Raw genomic sequence first — 15,999 nt, 5'->3', positions numbered from 1 at the left:
TGGTCCCCTAATTTGGTGTATTGATACTGGCTTTTTATACAGTTTTTGACCAATCAAGTCTAGCGACAAGCCCCAGAATGAGAGACACGTACAACTAACTGACTAGCATTTAAACTATCTTGGTTTCACTTTGCGGATTTATTCCCCAAAGGAAGGTTGGTTGGTCGTTCCCAATCTTGGCAAAATTCGATAAACGTTTTGAGCAATGGGCTTTGATATTTCTCTTTATGAACCAGTAACCAGAAGCGACGTTTCATATCTAAAGGCATGTCGAGCAGTTTTACACGGCCGTCACGAATAGCAGGTTCTGCAGACAAACGTGACAAGCAGCCCAAGCCCAGCCCAGCAGACACTGAGTTGATCAACGCTTCGGTGGTATTGAGCTGAAAAGCTTCATGCCAATGTTCTAAGCGCGGTGCGACAACGCGCATAAAAAATTCGCGTGAACCAGATCCTGCCTCTCGCAATATCCATTCACTGTTTTCTAGCTCGGTTAAGTTTACTGGCCCTTCATGCGCGGCTGGGTAATCGGGCGCGCAAATCACGCACATTTCATCTTCGCTAAACTGGGTAGACTGCAATTCAGGGTGAAGTGTTTTGCCTTCAATGAGGGCTATGTCTAACTCGTAATCGGTCAGCATGTCGCAGATTTGTGCGGAGTTAGAAATGAACAGGCTTTGAGAACGATGGTTCGTTTGCTGACGAAATTCGCTAAGCAAATAGGGCGCGACTTGGTTGCCAATGGTGTCGCTGGCACCAATGCGAAGTTGGCCCGATAGCGCTTGGTCACCATCGAAAATGCTCTCGATGTCTTTGGCTCGGTTGAGTAACTCATCCGCCAGTGGTAGCAGTTTTTGACCTTCTTGGTTCAAAATCAGTCGGTTATTAACACGATCAAACAAGTGATGGCCGATCTGTTTTTCTAATTCTGAGAGTGCCATGCTCACTGCGGCTTTCGATAAAAAGAGACTATCAGAAGCCGCTGTGAGCGTTTTGTGCTGCGTGATCGTCGTAAACACTTTCAGTTGTTTAAGAGAAATGTGACTTGCCATACCCCACCGTTAAGTAATTCTGAACGTTTGTTTTAAATAATTAGATATATCGGAACGAAGTGCAAGCGTATTATACGTCCCATCAAGAGTGAGTCTGGTTGAGGTCATCATGATTCAAAGAACAAAAGCAAAAGTAATGGGAGCGCCAACTCCAATGGCGGGTTTGGCTCTTGGTATTGCAAGCTTGGGCTGGAGTTGGGAAAACTTCGCCGAATTACATGGCTACGGACAGTGGATTAGTGCGGGTATCGCAAGCATATTGTTGGCTATATTGGCAACCAAGTTTTTGCTACATAATCATCTGTTGAGACAAGATCTTGCTCATCCGGTTGTGGGCAGCGTGGTTCCGACATTTGCGATGGGCACTATGGTGGTATCGAACTCTCTCGGCCATTTTTACCCATTAGCTGGCGATGCGCTTTGGCTGATTGCGGTGGTTTTGCACATCGTGTTCTTGGTGAGCTTTGTTTACCATCGCGCCAAAGATTTTGAATTGCACCACATGGTTCCTAGTTGGTTTGTACCGCCTGTGGGTATCATCGTTGCGGATGTGTCTTTCTCTGGCAACCCGATGTTAGCACCAGTGGCACAAGGTGCATTGATGTTTGGTATGGTGGCGTACGCGATCATGTTGCCGATGATGATTTACCGTTTCATGTTCACCCATGAAATTCCGGATGCAGCGAAACCAACAATGGCAATCATGGCAGCGCCAGCAAGTCTATCATTGGCAGGGTACTTAACGGTCACTGCGACACCATCACCAGTGATCATCGCTATGCTATTTGGTATCGCGGTATTGATGACAGCCATCATTTACCTCGCATTCTTTAAATTGCTTAGACTGCCATTTAGCCCAGGCTATGCGGCGTTCACTTTCCCGATGGTGATCGGTGCGACGGCGCTGTTTAAAATGGCGAATTGGATGGAGTTGCAAGGATTGGCTGCGCACTATGTTCAACAAGTGCGAGGCTTAGCTGGTCTTGAGTTGATTGTGGCAACATTTGTTGTCTCTTATGTGGCTTTACAATACATCAACAACTTATTGATTCAGCCACGCTTGATGCACGCTCATCACGCTTAAATAGCAGATAGGAAAAAGCCTCTTGGTCTTACAACCAAGAGGCTTTTTTATTTCAATCGGCGTCGATGTTGGACGCTAGCCTTTTTTGTAAAATCGCGACATCTCATCCAGAGAATGACGAATGATATCGACAGGAACTTTCTGTTCTTTCTCGACTTTTAACTGGCGATTCAGTTGCTGAGAGTGCCCGCCAGGGTTGACCACAAGCATCAGTTCTTTGCCGACCAATGCATAGTTGTAGTAGCTGCCTGCAATATACCAATCGCGAGAGGCAGAGCTATCAAACAAGTTATGACCAACGCTGTATGAACTCGTTGTGCCTTGAACGTTAAACAGCGTATTCATCATGGTTGGCACGACGTCAAAATGGGTCGTGCGGTAATCAACTTGCTCTGGCTGACGATTTGGCATGTACACGTAAAGAGGCACATGTACTTGAACGTCACTGTAGTTACCCGTGTGGCCCCAATAGTTCATCTTATGGTCATTAAACTCTTCACCATGATCTGATGAAATCACCACAATGGTATTGTCTAAGTCGACATTTTTCAGCACATCACCAATCAAGCTGTCGATGTAGTACAACGAGTTCTTGTATCGATTGTGGTAAAGCGAAGCGTCAAAATCGTTGTTGAGCAAAATGTGGTCAACGCGTTCCCAGTATGGTTTGAATTTCGCAAATTCAGGTTCAGGAAACACCGTGCCGTGGGCGGCATCGTAGAACAGAAAACCAAAGTACGGCTTGTCGCTGTCCTGCTTTTGGAACTCGATGAACTTGTCTGTTATCTGCTGATCGCGCTCGACAGCTGTTTCCCCAGTTTGTTTCAGGGTCAAGTCCGACACTTTTTTGAATACCGTGCGAGAGAGTGGCGGACTGGTGAGCGGTGCTGAGCCAAAAATGCCCATGCGGTAGCCTTCTGCTTGCAGCGTATCCATAAACACAGGAGAGCGTTGACTTGCGTAAAAGCTTTCCCAGTAGGTCGCTGGCAAGCTGTAAAACAGGCTGAAAATACCCGCTTGAGTTGAGTTGCCGCCGCTCATATGTTGTGTGAAATTCACCGTTTTTTCGGCGAACTTGCTGACATTTGGCATGACTTCCGGCGTCGCATCACTGTAGCGCCACGCGTCAACCAAGATAAACAAAACATTGGGCTGTTTCTCTTTGCTTTGCACTTGAATCGGCGCAAGCGGGTAGTTGAGTGAGCTACGTTCAATGTTGGTTAACTCTACGCGGTTCTTCGATGCAATGTTCTCATCCACTAGGTCGTGTTTGTAAATGAATTTACGAGCCGTCAGCGGGTAGTAAAGTGGCCAGTTATTCGAAAACTGACTGACTTCATCGTCGTAAAGTGCGTTTTTGTACGCATGAATCATCTGCGTGCTAAGCAATACAGCAAACCAAACGCTGATCAAAACGAACTTAGCTCGGCTTTGTGCCAGTTTATTACTTACCCAAACGGTACAGGCGAGCCCGATCACCAGAACGGCAACTTCACTGACGAAGATAAGCCAACTCATCCACGAAATATCGAAGACATCACCGCCACCTTCGAAAAACATACGGATTAATAGGGCGTTGATGTGAAGTTTGTATTGCTGAAAAACGAGGATATCGACTTTAAACATGATCAATAGACAGACCGCGATAGCGATCACGATACCTTTGAATGCTCGAGTCGGTAGAAAAGAGAGCAATAAACTCAACAACATAAATGGAAGAGCGATCAAGCCCAGCCAGCCATATTGAGTCGAAACCAAATAGTAACCTTGCAAAAAGGTTAGTGGTTCATTCTGATTGTTAGACAACACAAAAGGATAACAAGCGATCGACAGGTACACTGCAAAGCAAGCAAAAAAAGCAATCAGCCAAGCGCTGTTGGAAGACAGTTTGCGAAACATACTTTTTGTTTGTTTATAAATTATGGGTAGAGGGAGTATAAAACAGTGTTTTTTATTATGGAATAGTTGCGACGAATGTCACGTTTTGTATGGAAGTGTCAGACTTGATTGACATGTGAAAATTCAGAAGATTCATACTCTATTTGAGTGATATATAACCTTTTGTTTTTTCCGAACGCGAGATCACTGCGGGTTTAAATGGGGCTGTGCTAAGCTAGCTAACAGTTTCAATCGGCGCTCGGTATTCCCAATTTGTTTACTGTTTATCACTCCAACCAAGTTGACGTTCTTAAATCACTCCTTGTCGAACTGATTCGAATCAGTCCGCTGGAAAACCCGTTCGAAAAAGAACAAATTCTGGTTCAAAGTCCGGGCATGTCCCAATGGCTAAAAATGGAATTGGCCAAAGAGTTTGGTGTTGCCGCAAACATTGATTTTCCGCTCCCTGCAACCTTCATTTGGGAAATGTTTACGCAGGTGTTGCCAGACGTGCCAAAACGCAGTGCGTTTAACAAAGAAGCGATGACGTGGAAGCTGATGCATCTGCTGCCGGGGCTTCTCAACCGAGACGTGTTTTCGCCGTTAGCGCAGTACCTCAAAGATGACAGTGATCACTCTAAGCTGTATCAGCTGGCTGAGAAAATTGCCGATATTTTCGATGGTTACTTGGTGTATCGTCCGGAGTGGATCGCAAGTTGGGAAGCTGGGCAGAGTGTGCCAGAGCTGGAAGATGAGCATCCGTGGCAGCCGATCTTATGGCAAGCGTTGTATGATCACACTGTGTCATTAGGACAGTCTCCATATCACCGTGCCAACCTTTATGAGCACTTTATCGACACGTTAGAGAGTTTTAACGGCAATTTTGACCATTTACCCAAGCGTTTGTTTGTTTTTGGCATTTCTTCGTTGCCGCCTCGCTATATGGATGCGCTAAAAGCAATTGGTGAACACATCGACGTGCATCTGATGTTCACCAACCCGTGTCGTTATTACTGGGGTGAAGTTCGAGATCGCAAATATCTGGCTCGTTTGGCGGCGAAACATCGTCAGCACGTTGTGTGGCAGGACGATCACTCGGAAGTGCAAGGTGAAACTGAGCAACTGAAAGGATCACTGGAAGATAATGTGATCGATGAGCTGCACACCGATGTGGTCGGAAACAGTCTGTTGGCATCCATGGGTAAACTCGGGCGTGACAATATGTATCTGTTGTCTCAGCTGGAATCTCATGAAATTGAAGCCTTTGTTGATGTTGAGCGCGACAGTCTGCTCCATCAATTGCAAGCGGATATTCTCAATCTTGAAGAACATCAAGATGACCAACAGATTGAAAACAGTCATCACAAACAAGTGGTTAGCTTGGGTGATAAATCACTGAGCCTACACGCTTGTCACAGCCCGATGCGCGAAGTGGAAGTGCTGCATGATCAACTATTGGCGATGTTCGATGCTGACCCAACGTTAAAACCGCGCGATATTATCGTGATGGTCGCGGACATCAACGCTTACAGCCCTGCGATTCAGGCGGTCTTTGGTAACGCGCCGGGTGAGCGTTTTATTCCCTATTCGATTTCTGACCGAACCGCCGATCAAGAGAGCCCAATTCTGGCCGCATTTATGCAGTTGGTGAACTTACCCAGTACGCGCTGTTTGGCATCAGAACTACTCGAACTTCTGGAAACTCCGGCGATATTAAAGCGTTTTGAACTCAGCGAAGATGATTTCTTACAAGCCAAACAATGGGTTGAAGAATCGGGAATTCGCTGGGGGTTGGATGCCAATACCGGACGCGAATTTGAACTGCCGGAAACCCGTCAAAACACATGGCAATTTGGTATTCAACGCATGTTGCTTGGCTACGCGATGCCAGAATCCGCAGGTTTGTTTGAAACCGAGCAAGGCAGTTTATCTCCGTACAACGAAGTGCAAGGCATGGGTGCAGAGCTGGCGGGCAAGTTGGCACACTTTATCCAACAAATTAGCACTTATCGAAGCAAACTTTCTCATGTTCAGACTATTGATGGTTGGCGAGAGACTTTGGTTTCACTGCTGGATGACTTCTTCTCAGTTGAGTTAGAAGGCGAAATGGCGCTCAAATCCATTCGCGATACGCTCAGCCAACTCAAAGAGCAATTAGCTGATGCCGCATTTGATGATGCGTTGTCGCCGTCGATCATCAGCCAATACCTTCAAAACAAATTATCTGGCACACGAGTCAGCCAGCGCTTCCTGGCTGGTCAAGTGAACTTTTGTACCCTGATGCCGATGCGCTCTATTCCGTTTAGAACCGTTTGTCTACTGGGGATGAATGACGGCGTGTACCCACGCTCCATGCCGCCAGAAGGCTTTGACTTGATGACCGGAAGAACCAAACCGGGCGACCGTTCGCGTCGAGATGATGACCGTTACCTATTCCTCGAAGCAATGCTATCGGCACAGCAAACGCTCTACATCAGTTATGTTGGCCGTTCAATCCAAGACAACACCGAGCGAGTACCTTCGGTTCTGGTTTCTGAGCTGATGGAATACTGCCACCAAAACTATTGTTTAAGTGGTGATGAAGCGTTGCCCGTTGATGAGTCTGGCGACAACTTATTAAATGCGTTGGTGAATACCCACGCCATGGTGCCGTTTAGCCCAAGTGCGTTCCAAGGCATGCACGCCAGCTACGCGAAAGAGTGGATTCCAGCGGCATTGACTCAAAGTAGTCAATCGCAAGGCTATGTTCGTCGTGATTTTAATCGGGCATTAGACGACTATCTGTTAGGAGCGACGTTCCCGCTTGAGCTCGACTTAGTCGAGTTGCAACGTTTCTGGCGCTTACCGGTGCAGTATTTTTTCAATCGTCGCTTAAAAGTAATCTTTGAGCCGCCACTGCCGGTGATGGAAGACGACGAACCCTTTGTTTTAGGTGGTTTGGAAAGTTATCAAATGCGTGATGAGCTGTTAGAAACCTTGCTTGAAACGACATTGATGCAGCCAGAGAAAAAAACAGAGGTGCTTAAACACTTTATGAGTCAACAGCGTGCGCAAGGCAAACTGCCGGTGGGGGCGTTTGGTGATATCGAATTTGAAACCAACCGAGTTCAGGCGGAAGAGCTGGTGGACAAACTGGCGTTTTTATCTGGTGCGCCTCAAGACGATTTGGAAATCGACCTGACGTTTGATTCCTTGTTTGAGCGAAATGAAGGCGAAGAGAAAAACGTTCGCCTAACAGGTTGGCTAACCCAGTGTTACCAATCTGGGTTGATTCGTTACCGAAGCGGTAAGATTCGCTCGCAGGATTACCTTGCAGCGTGGATCGATCACCTTGCCATGTCGGCGTCGGGTCATGCTAAGAAAACCCATCTGATTGGCTACGATCGTAAAGAAGGCGCGCTGCATTTGATCTACCCAGACATTGCCGATGCGCAGTATGCCAAACAGCTACTGACTGAATTAGTTCGCTTGTTCTTCGAAGGCATGACTAAGCCTTTGCCTTATTTCCCGAAAACGGCGTTGGCTTGTGTTGAAGCGGGCTTTAGCCGCGGTCAGTGGGTCGATGACGAAGAGAAATCTTTGAAGAAAATGGCTGACGCATTCAATGATGGCTTCATGAGCCCGGGCGAAGGCAATAACGCGTACATCTCTCGAATTTGGCCTGCTTGGAATGATGAGTTGGCCTCAGAAGTTCGTGTGCTGACAGCATTAGTTTTGCAAGGTGCGCGCTTAGCGGTTCAAGACGCTGATGACGTAAAAGCGTAATAAAGACAGTTGGATAAAGAGAAGGAAGAGTAGGGTGGCCGCCAGAAAATCATTATTTTTTGTAGGGCGTTCGCTGTACGGCCACAAGGTCAGAGGGACCATGATACTTTTGTTTAATTCATTTGAGTTGTGTTGCCAAAAAGGTTTGGCTTATCTCGTGGGGCGCATACTAACGGTACGTCTTATGGATAACCGTGAGAAAGATCTCACAAAGCTCTAAATTATCCAACTTGTTAAACATATTAATAGAATTTTTAACTATAGATCACATTTATTAGGTGATACGTCCTAGTAAATAATCCGGAGAGATTCAGCGTTATGGATCAAATGTCAGGTGCAGAGTGTCCTCTACATACGTTAGACCGCACAGAGCAACCTCAACCAACGCCACTAGAACCGATGACGTTTCCTCTGCACGGTGCGAGGTTAATCGAGGCATCAGCAGGTACAGGTAAAACCTTCACTATTGCAGGTTTATATCTGCGTCTTTTGCTTGGTCATGGCAGCGTGGAAACTCGACATCGCGTACCGCTTACGGTCGACCAAATTCTGGTCGTAACCTTTACCGAAGCGGCAACTGCGGAATTACGCGATCGTATCAGGGCAAGAATCCATGATGCGCGAATCGCGTTTGCGCGTGGACAGAGTTCCGATCCGGTGATCCAACCTTTGCTTAATGAGTTTGACGATCACAAGCAAGCCGCAGAAATTTTATTGCAGGCAGAGCGTCAGATGGACGAGGCGGCGGTCTACACCATTCACGGTTTTTGCCAACGTATGCTAACGCAAAATGCGTTTGAATCTGGCAGCCGATTTAATAACGAGTTTGTGACCGATGAAAGCCACCTAAAAGCGCAAGTTGTAGCCGATTACTGGCGCCGCAATTTCTACCCATTGCCATTTACTTTGGCGGGAGAAATCCGCCAGCTATGGGGCTCTCCATCTGCGTTGTTGTCTGACATCAGCAATTACTTAACCGGTGCGCCGTTAAGCCTTTCTGTTCCTGCAATGAAAGGCAGTTTGGCTGATCTTCATACTGAAAATTTGAAAAAAATTGATGTATTAAAAGCACAGTGGCGAGAAAGCCAAGATGACTTCTTAACGCTGATTTCAGATTCAGATATTAACAAACGCAGCTACACCAAAAAGTCTCTGCCGACGTGGTTGGAGGCGGTAAACGCTTGGGCGGCAACGGAAACTACAGGTTACGATTATCCAGACAAGCTGGAGAAATTCGCGCAAAACGTCTTGTTGGAAAAAACACCGAAAGGCAGTGCGCCGCAGCATGCGGTATTTGAAGCCATTGAAACATTTCTTGCCAACCCAATCAGCTTAAAAGTGCCACTGCTTGCTCATGCGATTGAACATTGTCGTGTGATGCTGGCTAACGCGAAAAATCAAAAACAGTGGCTCTCTTTTGATGATTTGCTGACGCAACTTTCTGCTTCTATCGATACGGACGAAAGCGAGCTTTTAGCGGCGCGTATTCGTACTTTGTATCCTGTCGCAATGATTGACGAGTTCCAAGATACCGATCCGCTTCAATACAGTATTTTCAGCCGTATTTATCTGAACAACCCGGAATGTGGTTTGTTTATGATCGGTGACCCCAAGCAGGCGATTTATGGCTTTCGTGGCGCAGACATTTTCACCTATATCAAAGCGCGTAACCAAGTAAGTGCCCACTACACGCTTGGGACCAACTGGCGTTCTAGCGCAGATATGGTGCAGGCGGTAAACCAAGTATTTGCCTTGCCTGATAGTCCATTTATCTACGATTCGGATATTCCGTTCTTACCCGTTAAGTACAGTCCCAATGCCGAAAAACGCATTTGGACTATGGGTGGCCAAAAGCAACCGGCGCTGACTTATTGGTTGCAAGAAGCGGACGATAAACCGCTACCAAAAGGCGAGTATTTGACTCGAATGGCAGAGGCGACCGCAAGCCAAATCCAAACCATTTTGACGCAGGCTCAACAGGGGCAAGCGTGTCTGGTGAATGGCGAAAAACAGAAAGCGGTTCAAGCGGGCGATATTGCGGTGTTGGTTCGAACAGGTAGCGAAGGTCGAATGATCAAACAAGCGTTGGCAGACCAAGGTATTGCCAGCGTGTACCTGTCTAACCGAGACAGTGTGTTTACCAGTTCGGTGGCGCAGGATCTACAGCGTCTGCTGCAAGCGGTGCTGACGCCAGAAAATGACCGTGCGCTGCGTGCAAGTCTTGCTTCTGAGCTGTTTGCCCTCGACGCAGCAAGTTTGGATGCACTTAATAACGATGAAATTGTGTGGGAAAACGCCGTAAACGAATTCAAAGAATATCGCAAACTTTGGGTTCAACGTGGTGTGCTGCCGATGTTGCGCGCGGTGATCAGCAAACGCCATATCGCCGAGCGATTACTAGAAGAAGGCGCGAGTTCACAGGGTGAGAATGGTGAGCGAGTACTTACCGATTTAATGCACATCGGTGAACTGCTTCAACAAGCCAGTAATGAACTGGATAGCGACCACGGTCTGCTGCGTTGGCTCGCTCAGTCCATCAGTGATGCGGAAAACGGTTTGGGTGGCAGTGATGACCAAATCCAACGTTTAGAATCGGAACGTAACTTAGTGCAGATCGTAACTATTCACAAATCAAAAGGCTTGGAGTATGACCTCGTATTTCTGCCGTTTGTGTTCAGCTATCGAGAAGCCAGTGAAGCCAAATATTACGATGCAGCCAATGACCGCACGGTACTGGATATCACTGGCAACGATGCGTCCATGAAGCAAGCGGATAAAGAGCGTTTGGCGGAAGACTTACGCTTGATATACGTGGCACTAACGCGTGCTGTGTATGCGTGTTTTATTGGAGCCTCGCCTTTGCGCAATGGTCGTTCGACCAAAGAGCCAACTGGCGTACACCGCAGTGCGATTGGCTATTTGATTCAGAATGGTCAAGAAGGTGGCATTAACGATTTGCACCAAGGTTTAACAAAGCAACAAGACGAGCTTGATTGTGTCGTTGTGGCCGATCCGCCGCAGCAACTCGAAGACAAGTACGTAGCGCCACAAGAAGAAGTACACGATCTTAGTGCGAAAGAACTGCAAAACCCTATCGACAGAAACTGGCGCATCACCAGTTACTCTGGCTTGGTCAAGCAAGGCTCCCATCACGCCGAGCATGATGCCACGATTGAGATTACAGGTTTCGATATCGACTCATCTGAAGAACAAGACGAAGCGGATTTGGTGGAGCCAGAGCGTTCGATTTTTACCTTCCCTCGTGGTGCGCGTCCGGGTACGTTCCTGCACAGCCTGTTTGAGGAAATTGAATTTACTCAGCCAGCCACGACGGAAGAGAATACACAAATCATCCTTGGTTTGATGGAAAGCGAACAGCTCGATGAAGAGTGGTTACCCATTTTACAGCAATTGATTGATACCGTACTCGCAACGCCGTTGGATGGTAAGTCTTTGCTGCTGAATCAAAAAGCACCGTCGCAACGTTTGGTGGAGATGGAATTTTTGTTGCCGATTGAAGTTTTGTCTGCACCGGCGTTAAACCGAGTCATTCAACGTCACGATCCGTTGTCGGCGAAAGCGGGGGATTTAGGTTTCCAAACCGTGCAAGGCATGCTCAAAGGTTTTATCGACTTGGTGTTTGAACATCAAGGTAAATACTACGTACTTGACTGGAAATCGAATCATCTTGGCGACGACGTAACGAGCTACCATGGTGAGGCTCTGAAATCGGCGATGGCAGATCACCGCTACGATTTGCAGTACCAGATTTATGCGTTAGCCCTGCATCGTTTCCTACGTAGCCGATTGGCCAATTATGATTATGAACAGCACTTCGGTGGCGTGTATTACTTGTTCTTGCGCGGCATGGACGGGCAGAGTGACCACGGCATTTTTGCCGCGAAACCAACCTTAGAGTTCTTACAAGAGATGGATCGTTTGATTGATGGTCAAGCACTTGAAACGCGCTCAACTCAAGCCGGGCAGATGGAGCTACTATAATGACGACAAATCACAATCTTCATGCTGACCAAGATAGCCTATTGGTAGTGCTGGAACGCTTGGCGCACAAAGGTGCTATTCGTCAGCTCGACTACCAATTCGCCTGTTTTATTGATTCTCAAACGCATGATGAACAGTCGGACAGCCAAGCACTGGCGTTTATCGCTGGTGTTGTCAGTAGTGAGCTTGGTAAAGGACATATCTGTCTGTCTCTGTGCGATGCACAAGGGCAATCTACGGATTTAGCCAGTAAGCTAGGGCTGTTTGGTGAGTCGGCATTGGCCCTCAACACACAGTTGCAAGGCATAGACTGGATTCAAGTATTAAAAAATTCCACAGTGGTCGGCGCGCAAGGAGAAGCCTTACCGCTGATGTTCGATGGCGAGCGTCTGTATCTGCACCGCTATTGGCATTATGAAGTGACACTGGCGGAAAAGCTCAATCAGTTGGGCGCCGCAGTTAACTTGCAACCACAAGAGTTTGCGCGATTATCCGAGTTACTCAACCATTTGTTTGCACGTCAATACCATTTTCTGTTTAACGCGTTAGGCAAAGCAGTAGAAGCGGGAAGCAGCAACCAAGTGTTGCGTCAACAATTGGTGTGTGACCACCTTGATGTGGTCGCAAGCGAATCGTTGGATTGGCACGCCATTGATTCCGTGCTTAGCAATGCGCGCAAGGTTCAGGATTTGCAAATACTGGATGAATTCGTACCACTCACGGCTTGCGTGAACTGGCAAAAAGTCGCGGCGGCAGTTGCGTTAACCCGTCGATTTGCTGTGATTTCTGGTGGCCCTGGTACGGGTAAAACGACGACAGTAACCAAATTGCTTGCTGCTTTGATTGAACAGGCGACGCACGAGAAAAATCTAACCATCAAGCTGGTGGCCCCGACGGGGAAAGCGGCGGCGCGATTAACCGAGTCCATTGGTAAAGCAGTGCAAGAACTGCCAGTTTCTCCGGAGCTAAAAGCCAAAATTCCGACTGAATCTAGTACCTTACATAGGTTGCTGGGCGCGATTCCTAATAGCGCAGAATTTCGTCACAACAAGCAAAATCCACTGCATTTGGATATTTTGGTTATCGACGAAGCGTCGATGGTCGATTTGCCAATGATGTACAAAGTGGTCGATGCCTTACCGAAACATGCGCGGCTGATTTTGCTAGGTGATAAAGACCAACTTGCCTCAGTTGAAGCAGGGGCAGTGTTGGGTGATATCTGTTCGTTCCATGCATTGGGTTATGGCAAAGAGCAGGCGTCAGCCATCGCAAAACTGACGGGTTTCGATACTTTAGCCCATACGGGGAACAGTGCCTCCAGCATTGCCGATAGCTTATGTATGCTGCAAAAGAGCTACCGATTTGATGCTCGCTCAGGCATTGGTCAGTTGGCAAAAGCGGTTAACTCAGGTTCTGCTGCGAGCGTAGATAACGTCTGGGCGCGTGACTTTTCTGACATCGAACATTTCGCGCTAAGTAGTCAACATTACAACCAAATGATGCAGACGTTGGTGCAGGAATACGGTCGTTACCTCAAACGCATTGGACAACAGGAAACTGATCCTAAAACCGGAAAGCCAGAGTCGCTAACGCACAAAGCCAAAGCGGTGTTAGATACTTTCAACCAATGCCGACTGCTGTGCGCGATCCGTGAAGGTGACTTTGGTGTGGCTGGGCTAAACCAGCGCATCGAGAAAGCGCTCGCGGCGCGCAAGTTCATTCAAGTTCAGGATGAAATTTGGTATCACGGCAGACCCGTCATGGTTACGCGTAATGATCACGGTTTAGGTTTGTATAACGGTGATATTGGTATTTGCATGCGAGATGACAGTGAAGAAGAACCGCGTTTGAAAGTCTTTTTTGAGTTACCTGACGGCAGTGTGAAATCGGTCTTACCGAGCCGAGTACCTGAACATGAAACGGCTTACGCCATGACCATCCATAAATCGCAAGGCAGTGAATTTGATTACACCCTGATGATTTTGCCACCAGACTTTAGCCCGATATTAACCCGTGAGTTGATTTACACAGGCATTACCCGCGCGAAAAAGCGTTTAGCTCTTTACGCCGAACTTAATGTTCTGAAGCGAGGCATTAAGGTGAAAACCACTCGTGCGAGTGGGTTAGTACAGCGGCTTACTAACTAAAACAAGAAGACCGAGCTTATGGCTCGGTCTTCTTTTATGCATGTTTTGCAAACGCATTGGTAAAAGACACGCTGCGTATTTTGTATTGCTGTTGATAAGCAAGAATAAAATCTCGGATAGCGTCATTTACGGGGAAAACACAGTGGACGTCTAGGCCTTCTAAAAACTGATTGTCAGCCATATCCCAGAAGCTTTGAAGCGAATTACAAATGATTGTTCTCATAACAGTGCTCGTCTCGGCTTATTTAAAGTCAGATTAACAACTGTCCTTGGTGTGCAATACGGAGCTAACTAGTTTTTTAATTGCCCAGTATTTTAGGGTGAAGGCTACATAACATCACCTAGATCCATTCGTGTTGGTTAAAAACCAATCACTAGCGAGCAGAGTATAGCCAACCAAATGTATATTTAAAAGATAAAATTGGAACAAAAATCAAGCAATGGTTTGCGCATTTCTAAGTTGGGTTTACATGATGACCCGCTAGTCCGGAATAGGGTTTATGTGTGGCCTTACTCCTAAACAAACTCGTTCCTAAACAAGCTCGATGTGCAGGGTTGAGCGTCAATGAACTGAATCCTGCCCTTTGAGGTTAGTTGGTATAGTGGAACGTTAAGTTTCGCTCCCTGATTTAAGGTTAAGCTATAAATCTAACGCTAAGATTTTGGACTTACGCTGGAAGTTATATAACCCTTGTTTGGCTCCAGGCAAATAGTCGACACTGACTTCGTAAAAACCTTGCTCTCTGAACCAATGCAAACTGTGTGTCGTGAGGACAAAAATTTGATCAATGGTTTCGGATTTAGAACGATGTTTCATGTAGTTGAGCAGTAACAAACCTCGGTTTCCATCACGATAGTCAGGGTGAATCGCTACGCAAGCCATCTCAGCTTTACGCTCTTCTGGGTATGGATAAAGGGCAGCACAGCCAATAATCAAACCGTCTTTTTCGATGATGGTAAATTTTCCAATCTCTTGCTCTAGCTGCTCTCGAGAGCGCCTAACGAGTACACCTTGTTCTTCTAAAGGACGAATGAGGTCTAAGATACCGCCAATATCGTCAATATTAGCTTGCCTCACTTGTTCAGCGCTCGCCATAACGACTTGGGTTCCGATACCGTCGAAAGAGAACAACTCCTGAATTAAGGCGCCATCTACTTTATAACTGATCAAGTGGCTACGAGGTACTCCGGCACGGCAAGCTGCAATAGAGCCTTTAAGAAAGCGCAGTGTTCCTGTGTTGTAATCTAGATCAGGAGACGTATTTTCAGAGAGCGTTTTGATGACATGCTCCGCCTCAATTGGCAGTAACTCGGCGACAGCATTGCCGTTGTCATCAATGACACCTTGTTCGGAGCAAAAACCAATCAGCTTATCCGCACCCAGCTTTATCGCTAGTTGGGTGGCGACTTCTTCAGAAAGTAAGTTAAAGCACTCGCCAGTCACAGAGCTAGCAATGGGACCTAGCAGAACAATTGAACCTTGATCAAGAGTGCGGTTGATAGCATCGGTGTCAATGCGGCGAATGCGTCCACTATGGCAATAGTCCACACCATCATCAACGCCGAGTGGCTGAGCAATGATGTAGTTTCCGCTAACGACATTGAGCTGGGTACCTGCCATCGGAGTATTGTTGAGGCTCATTGATAGGCGCGCAGTAATTGCAAGCTGAAGTTGTCCGGCAGCTTGCATAACAACAGATAAAGCCGATTCATCCGTAATGCGGATATTTTTGTGGTAAGGCGTAGTGAGGTCTTGTTTTTCTAGCAGCTGATTAATTTGAGGACGTGCACCATACACCACAACGACTTTGATTCCGAGGCTGTGCATGAGTGCGATATCATTTATAATATTGCCAAAATTTTTGTGTGCGACGGCTTCTCCGCCCAGCATGATCACCATGGTTTTTCCGCGGTGAGCATTGACATAAGGTGTTGATTGACGGAATCCTTTTACGAGAGCAGTACTACGAATTTTCACTACAGCCATTCCTTTGTTTAATTATGTCAAAATAATGCCTTTTTATTCACTTGGTGGCAAGGTGAAATTTTGGAATAAAGCACAAACATATTG

Annotated in this window: 8 protein-coding genes; 4 read left to right on the top strand and 4 right to left on the bottom strand. The window is 46.9% G+C overall.

Going from position 1 to position 15,999, the window contains the following annotated elements:
• Window positions 1-125: 125 nt before the first annotated feature.
• Window positions 126-1,052, bottom strand: coding sequence for a LysR substrate-binding domain-containing protein (locus L3V37_RS16635; RefSeq protein ID WP_005482339.1), 927 nt, complete (start codon window positions 1,050-1,052; stop codon window positions 126-128).
• A gap of 109 nt (window positions 1,053-1,161) precedes the next feature.
• Between L3V37_RS16635 and L3V37_RS16630 the strand changes: the two genes are divergently transcribed.
• Window positions 1,162-2,136: a TDT family transporter gene (locus tag L3V37_RS16630; protein WP_017636010.1), complete on the top strand. Its 975-nt coding sequence runs from the start codon at window positions 1,162-1,164 to the stop codon at window positions 2,134-2,136.
• A gap of 75 nt (window positions 2,137-2,211) precedes the next feature.
• Here the strand turns inward: L3V37_RS16630 and L3V37_RS16625 are convergent, their stop codons facing one another.
• A complete protein-coding gene (locus tag L3V37_RS16625; RefSeq protein WP_237306627.1) occupies window positions 2,212-4,035 on the bottom strand; it encodes a DUF3413 domain-containing protein in 1,824 nt (607 codons plus the stop codon).
• A 252-nt stretch (window positions 4,036-4,287) separates the two neighbouring features.
• Between L3V37_RS16625 and recC the strand changes: the two genes are divergently transcribed.
• The 3 genes from recC (at window position 4,288) to recD (ending at window position 13,928) form a co-directional block, all read left to right on the top strand.
• Window positions 4,288-7,779: an exodeoxyribonuclease V subunit gamma gene (recC, locus tag L3V37_RS16620; RefSeq protein WP_237306626.1), complete on the top strand. Its 3,492-nt coding sequence runs from the start codon at window positions 4,288-4,290 to the stop codon at window positions 7,777-7,779.
• A gap of 327 nt (window positions 7,780-8,106) precedes the next feature.
• Window positions 8,107-11,781 carry an exodeoxyribonuclease V subunit beta gene (recB, locus tag L3V37_RS16615; protein WP_237306648.1) on the top strand — a complete coding sequence of 1,225 codons (3,675 nt, stop codon included), beginning with the start codon at window positions 8,107-8,109 and terminating at the stop codon, window positions 11,779-11,781.
• A complete protein-coding gene (gene recD, locus L3V37_RS16610; protein WP_237306625.1) occupies window positions 11,781-13,928 on the top strand; it encodes an exodeoxyribonuclease V subunit alpha in 2,148 nt (715 codons plus the stop codon). The genes recB and recD overlap by 1 nt, the downstream gene beginning before the upstream one ends.
• A 34-nt stretch (window positions 13,929-13,962) precedes the next feature.
• Here the strand turns inward: recD and L3V37_RS16605 are convergent, their stop codons facing one another.
• A complete protein-coding gene (locus L3V37_RS16605; protein ID WP_005380230.1) occupies window positions 13,963-14,151 on the bottom strand; it encodes a hypothetical protein in 189 nt (62 codons plus the stop codon).
• A gap of 417 nt (window positions 14,152-14,568) precedes the next feature.
• Complete coding sequence (gene argA / locus L3V37_RS16600) at window positions 14,569-15,906, bottom strand: amino-acid N-acetyltransferase (protein WP_012841478.1); 1,338 nt, start codon at window positions 15,904-15,906, stop codon at window positions 14,569-14,571.
• Between the last annotated feature and the right edge of the window lie 93 nt (window positions 15,907-15,999).

Origin of the sequence: Vibrio sp. D54 (assembly GCF_021728075.1) — a bacterium.
GTDB lineage: Bacteria > Pseudomonadota > Gammaproteobacteria > Enterobacterales > Vibrionaceae > Vibrio > Vibrio alginolyticus.
This window is presented reverse-complemented; position numbering and strand designations above follow the sequence as displayed.

Bases quoted from the DNA above. Each gene is read 5' to 3' on its own strand.
- L3V37_RS16630 (WP_017636010.1), top strand. From the start codon at position 1,162: ATGATTCAAAGAACAAAAGCAAAAGTAATGGGAGCGCCAACTCCAATG.
- L3V37_RS16605 (WP_005380230.1), bottom strand. From the start codon at position 14,151: ATGAGAACAATCATTTGTAATTCGCTTCAAAGCTTCTGGGATATGGCT.
- L3V37_RS16635 (WP_005482339.1), bottom strand. From the start codon at position 1,052: ATGGCAAGTCACATTTCTCTTAAACAACTGAAAGTGTTTACGACGATC.
- recD (WP_237306625.1), top strand. From the start codon at position 11,781: ATGACGACAAATCACAATCTTCATGCTGACCAAGATAGCCTATTGGTA.
- L3V37_RS16625 (WP_237306627.1), bottom strand. From the start codon at position 4,035: ATGTTTCGCAAACTGTCTTCCAACAGCGCTTGGCTGATTGCTTTTTTT.
- recB (WP_237306648.1), top strand. From the start codon at position 8,107: ATGTCAGGTGCAGAGTGTCCTCTACATACGTTAGACCGCACAGAGCAA.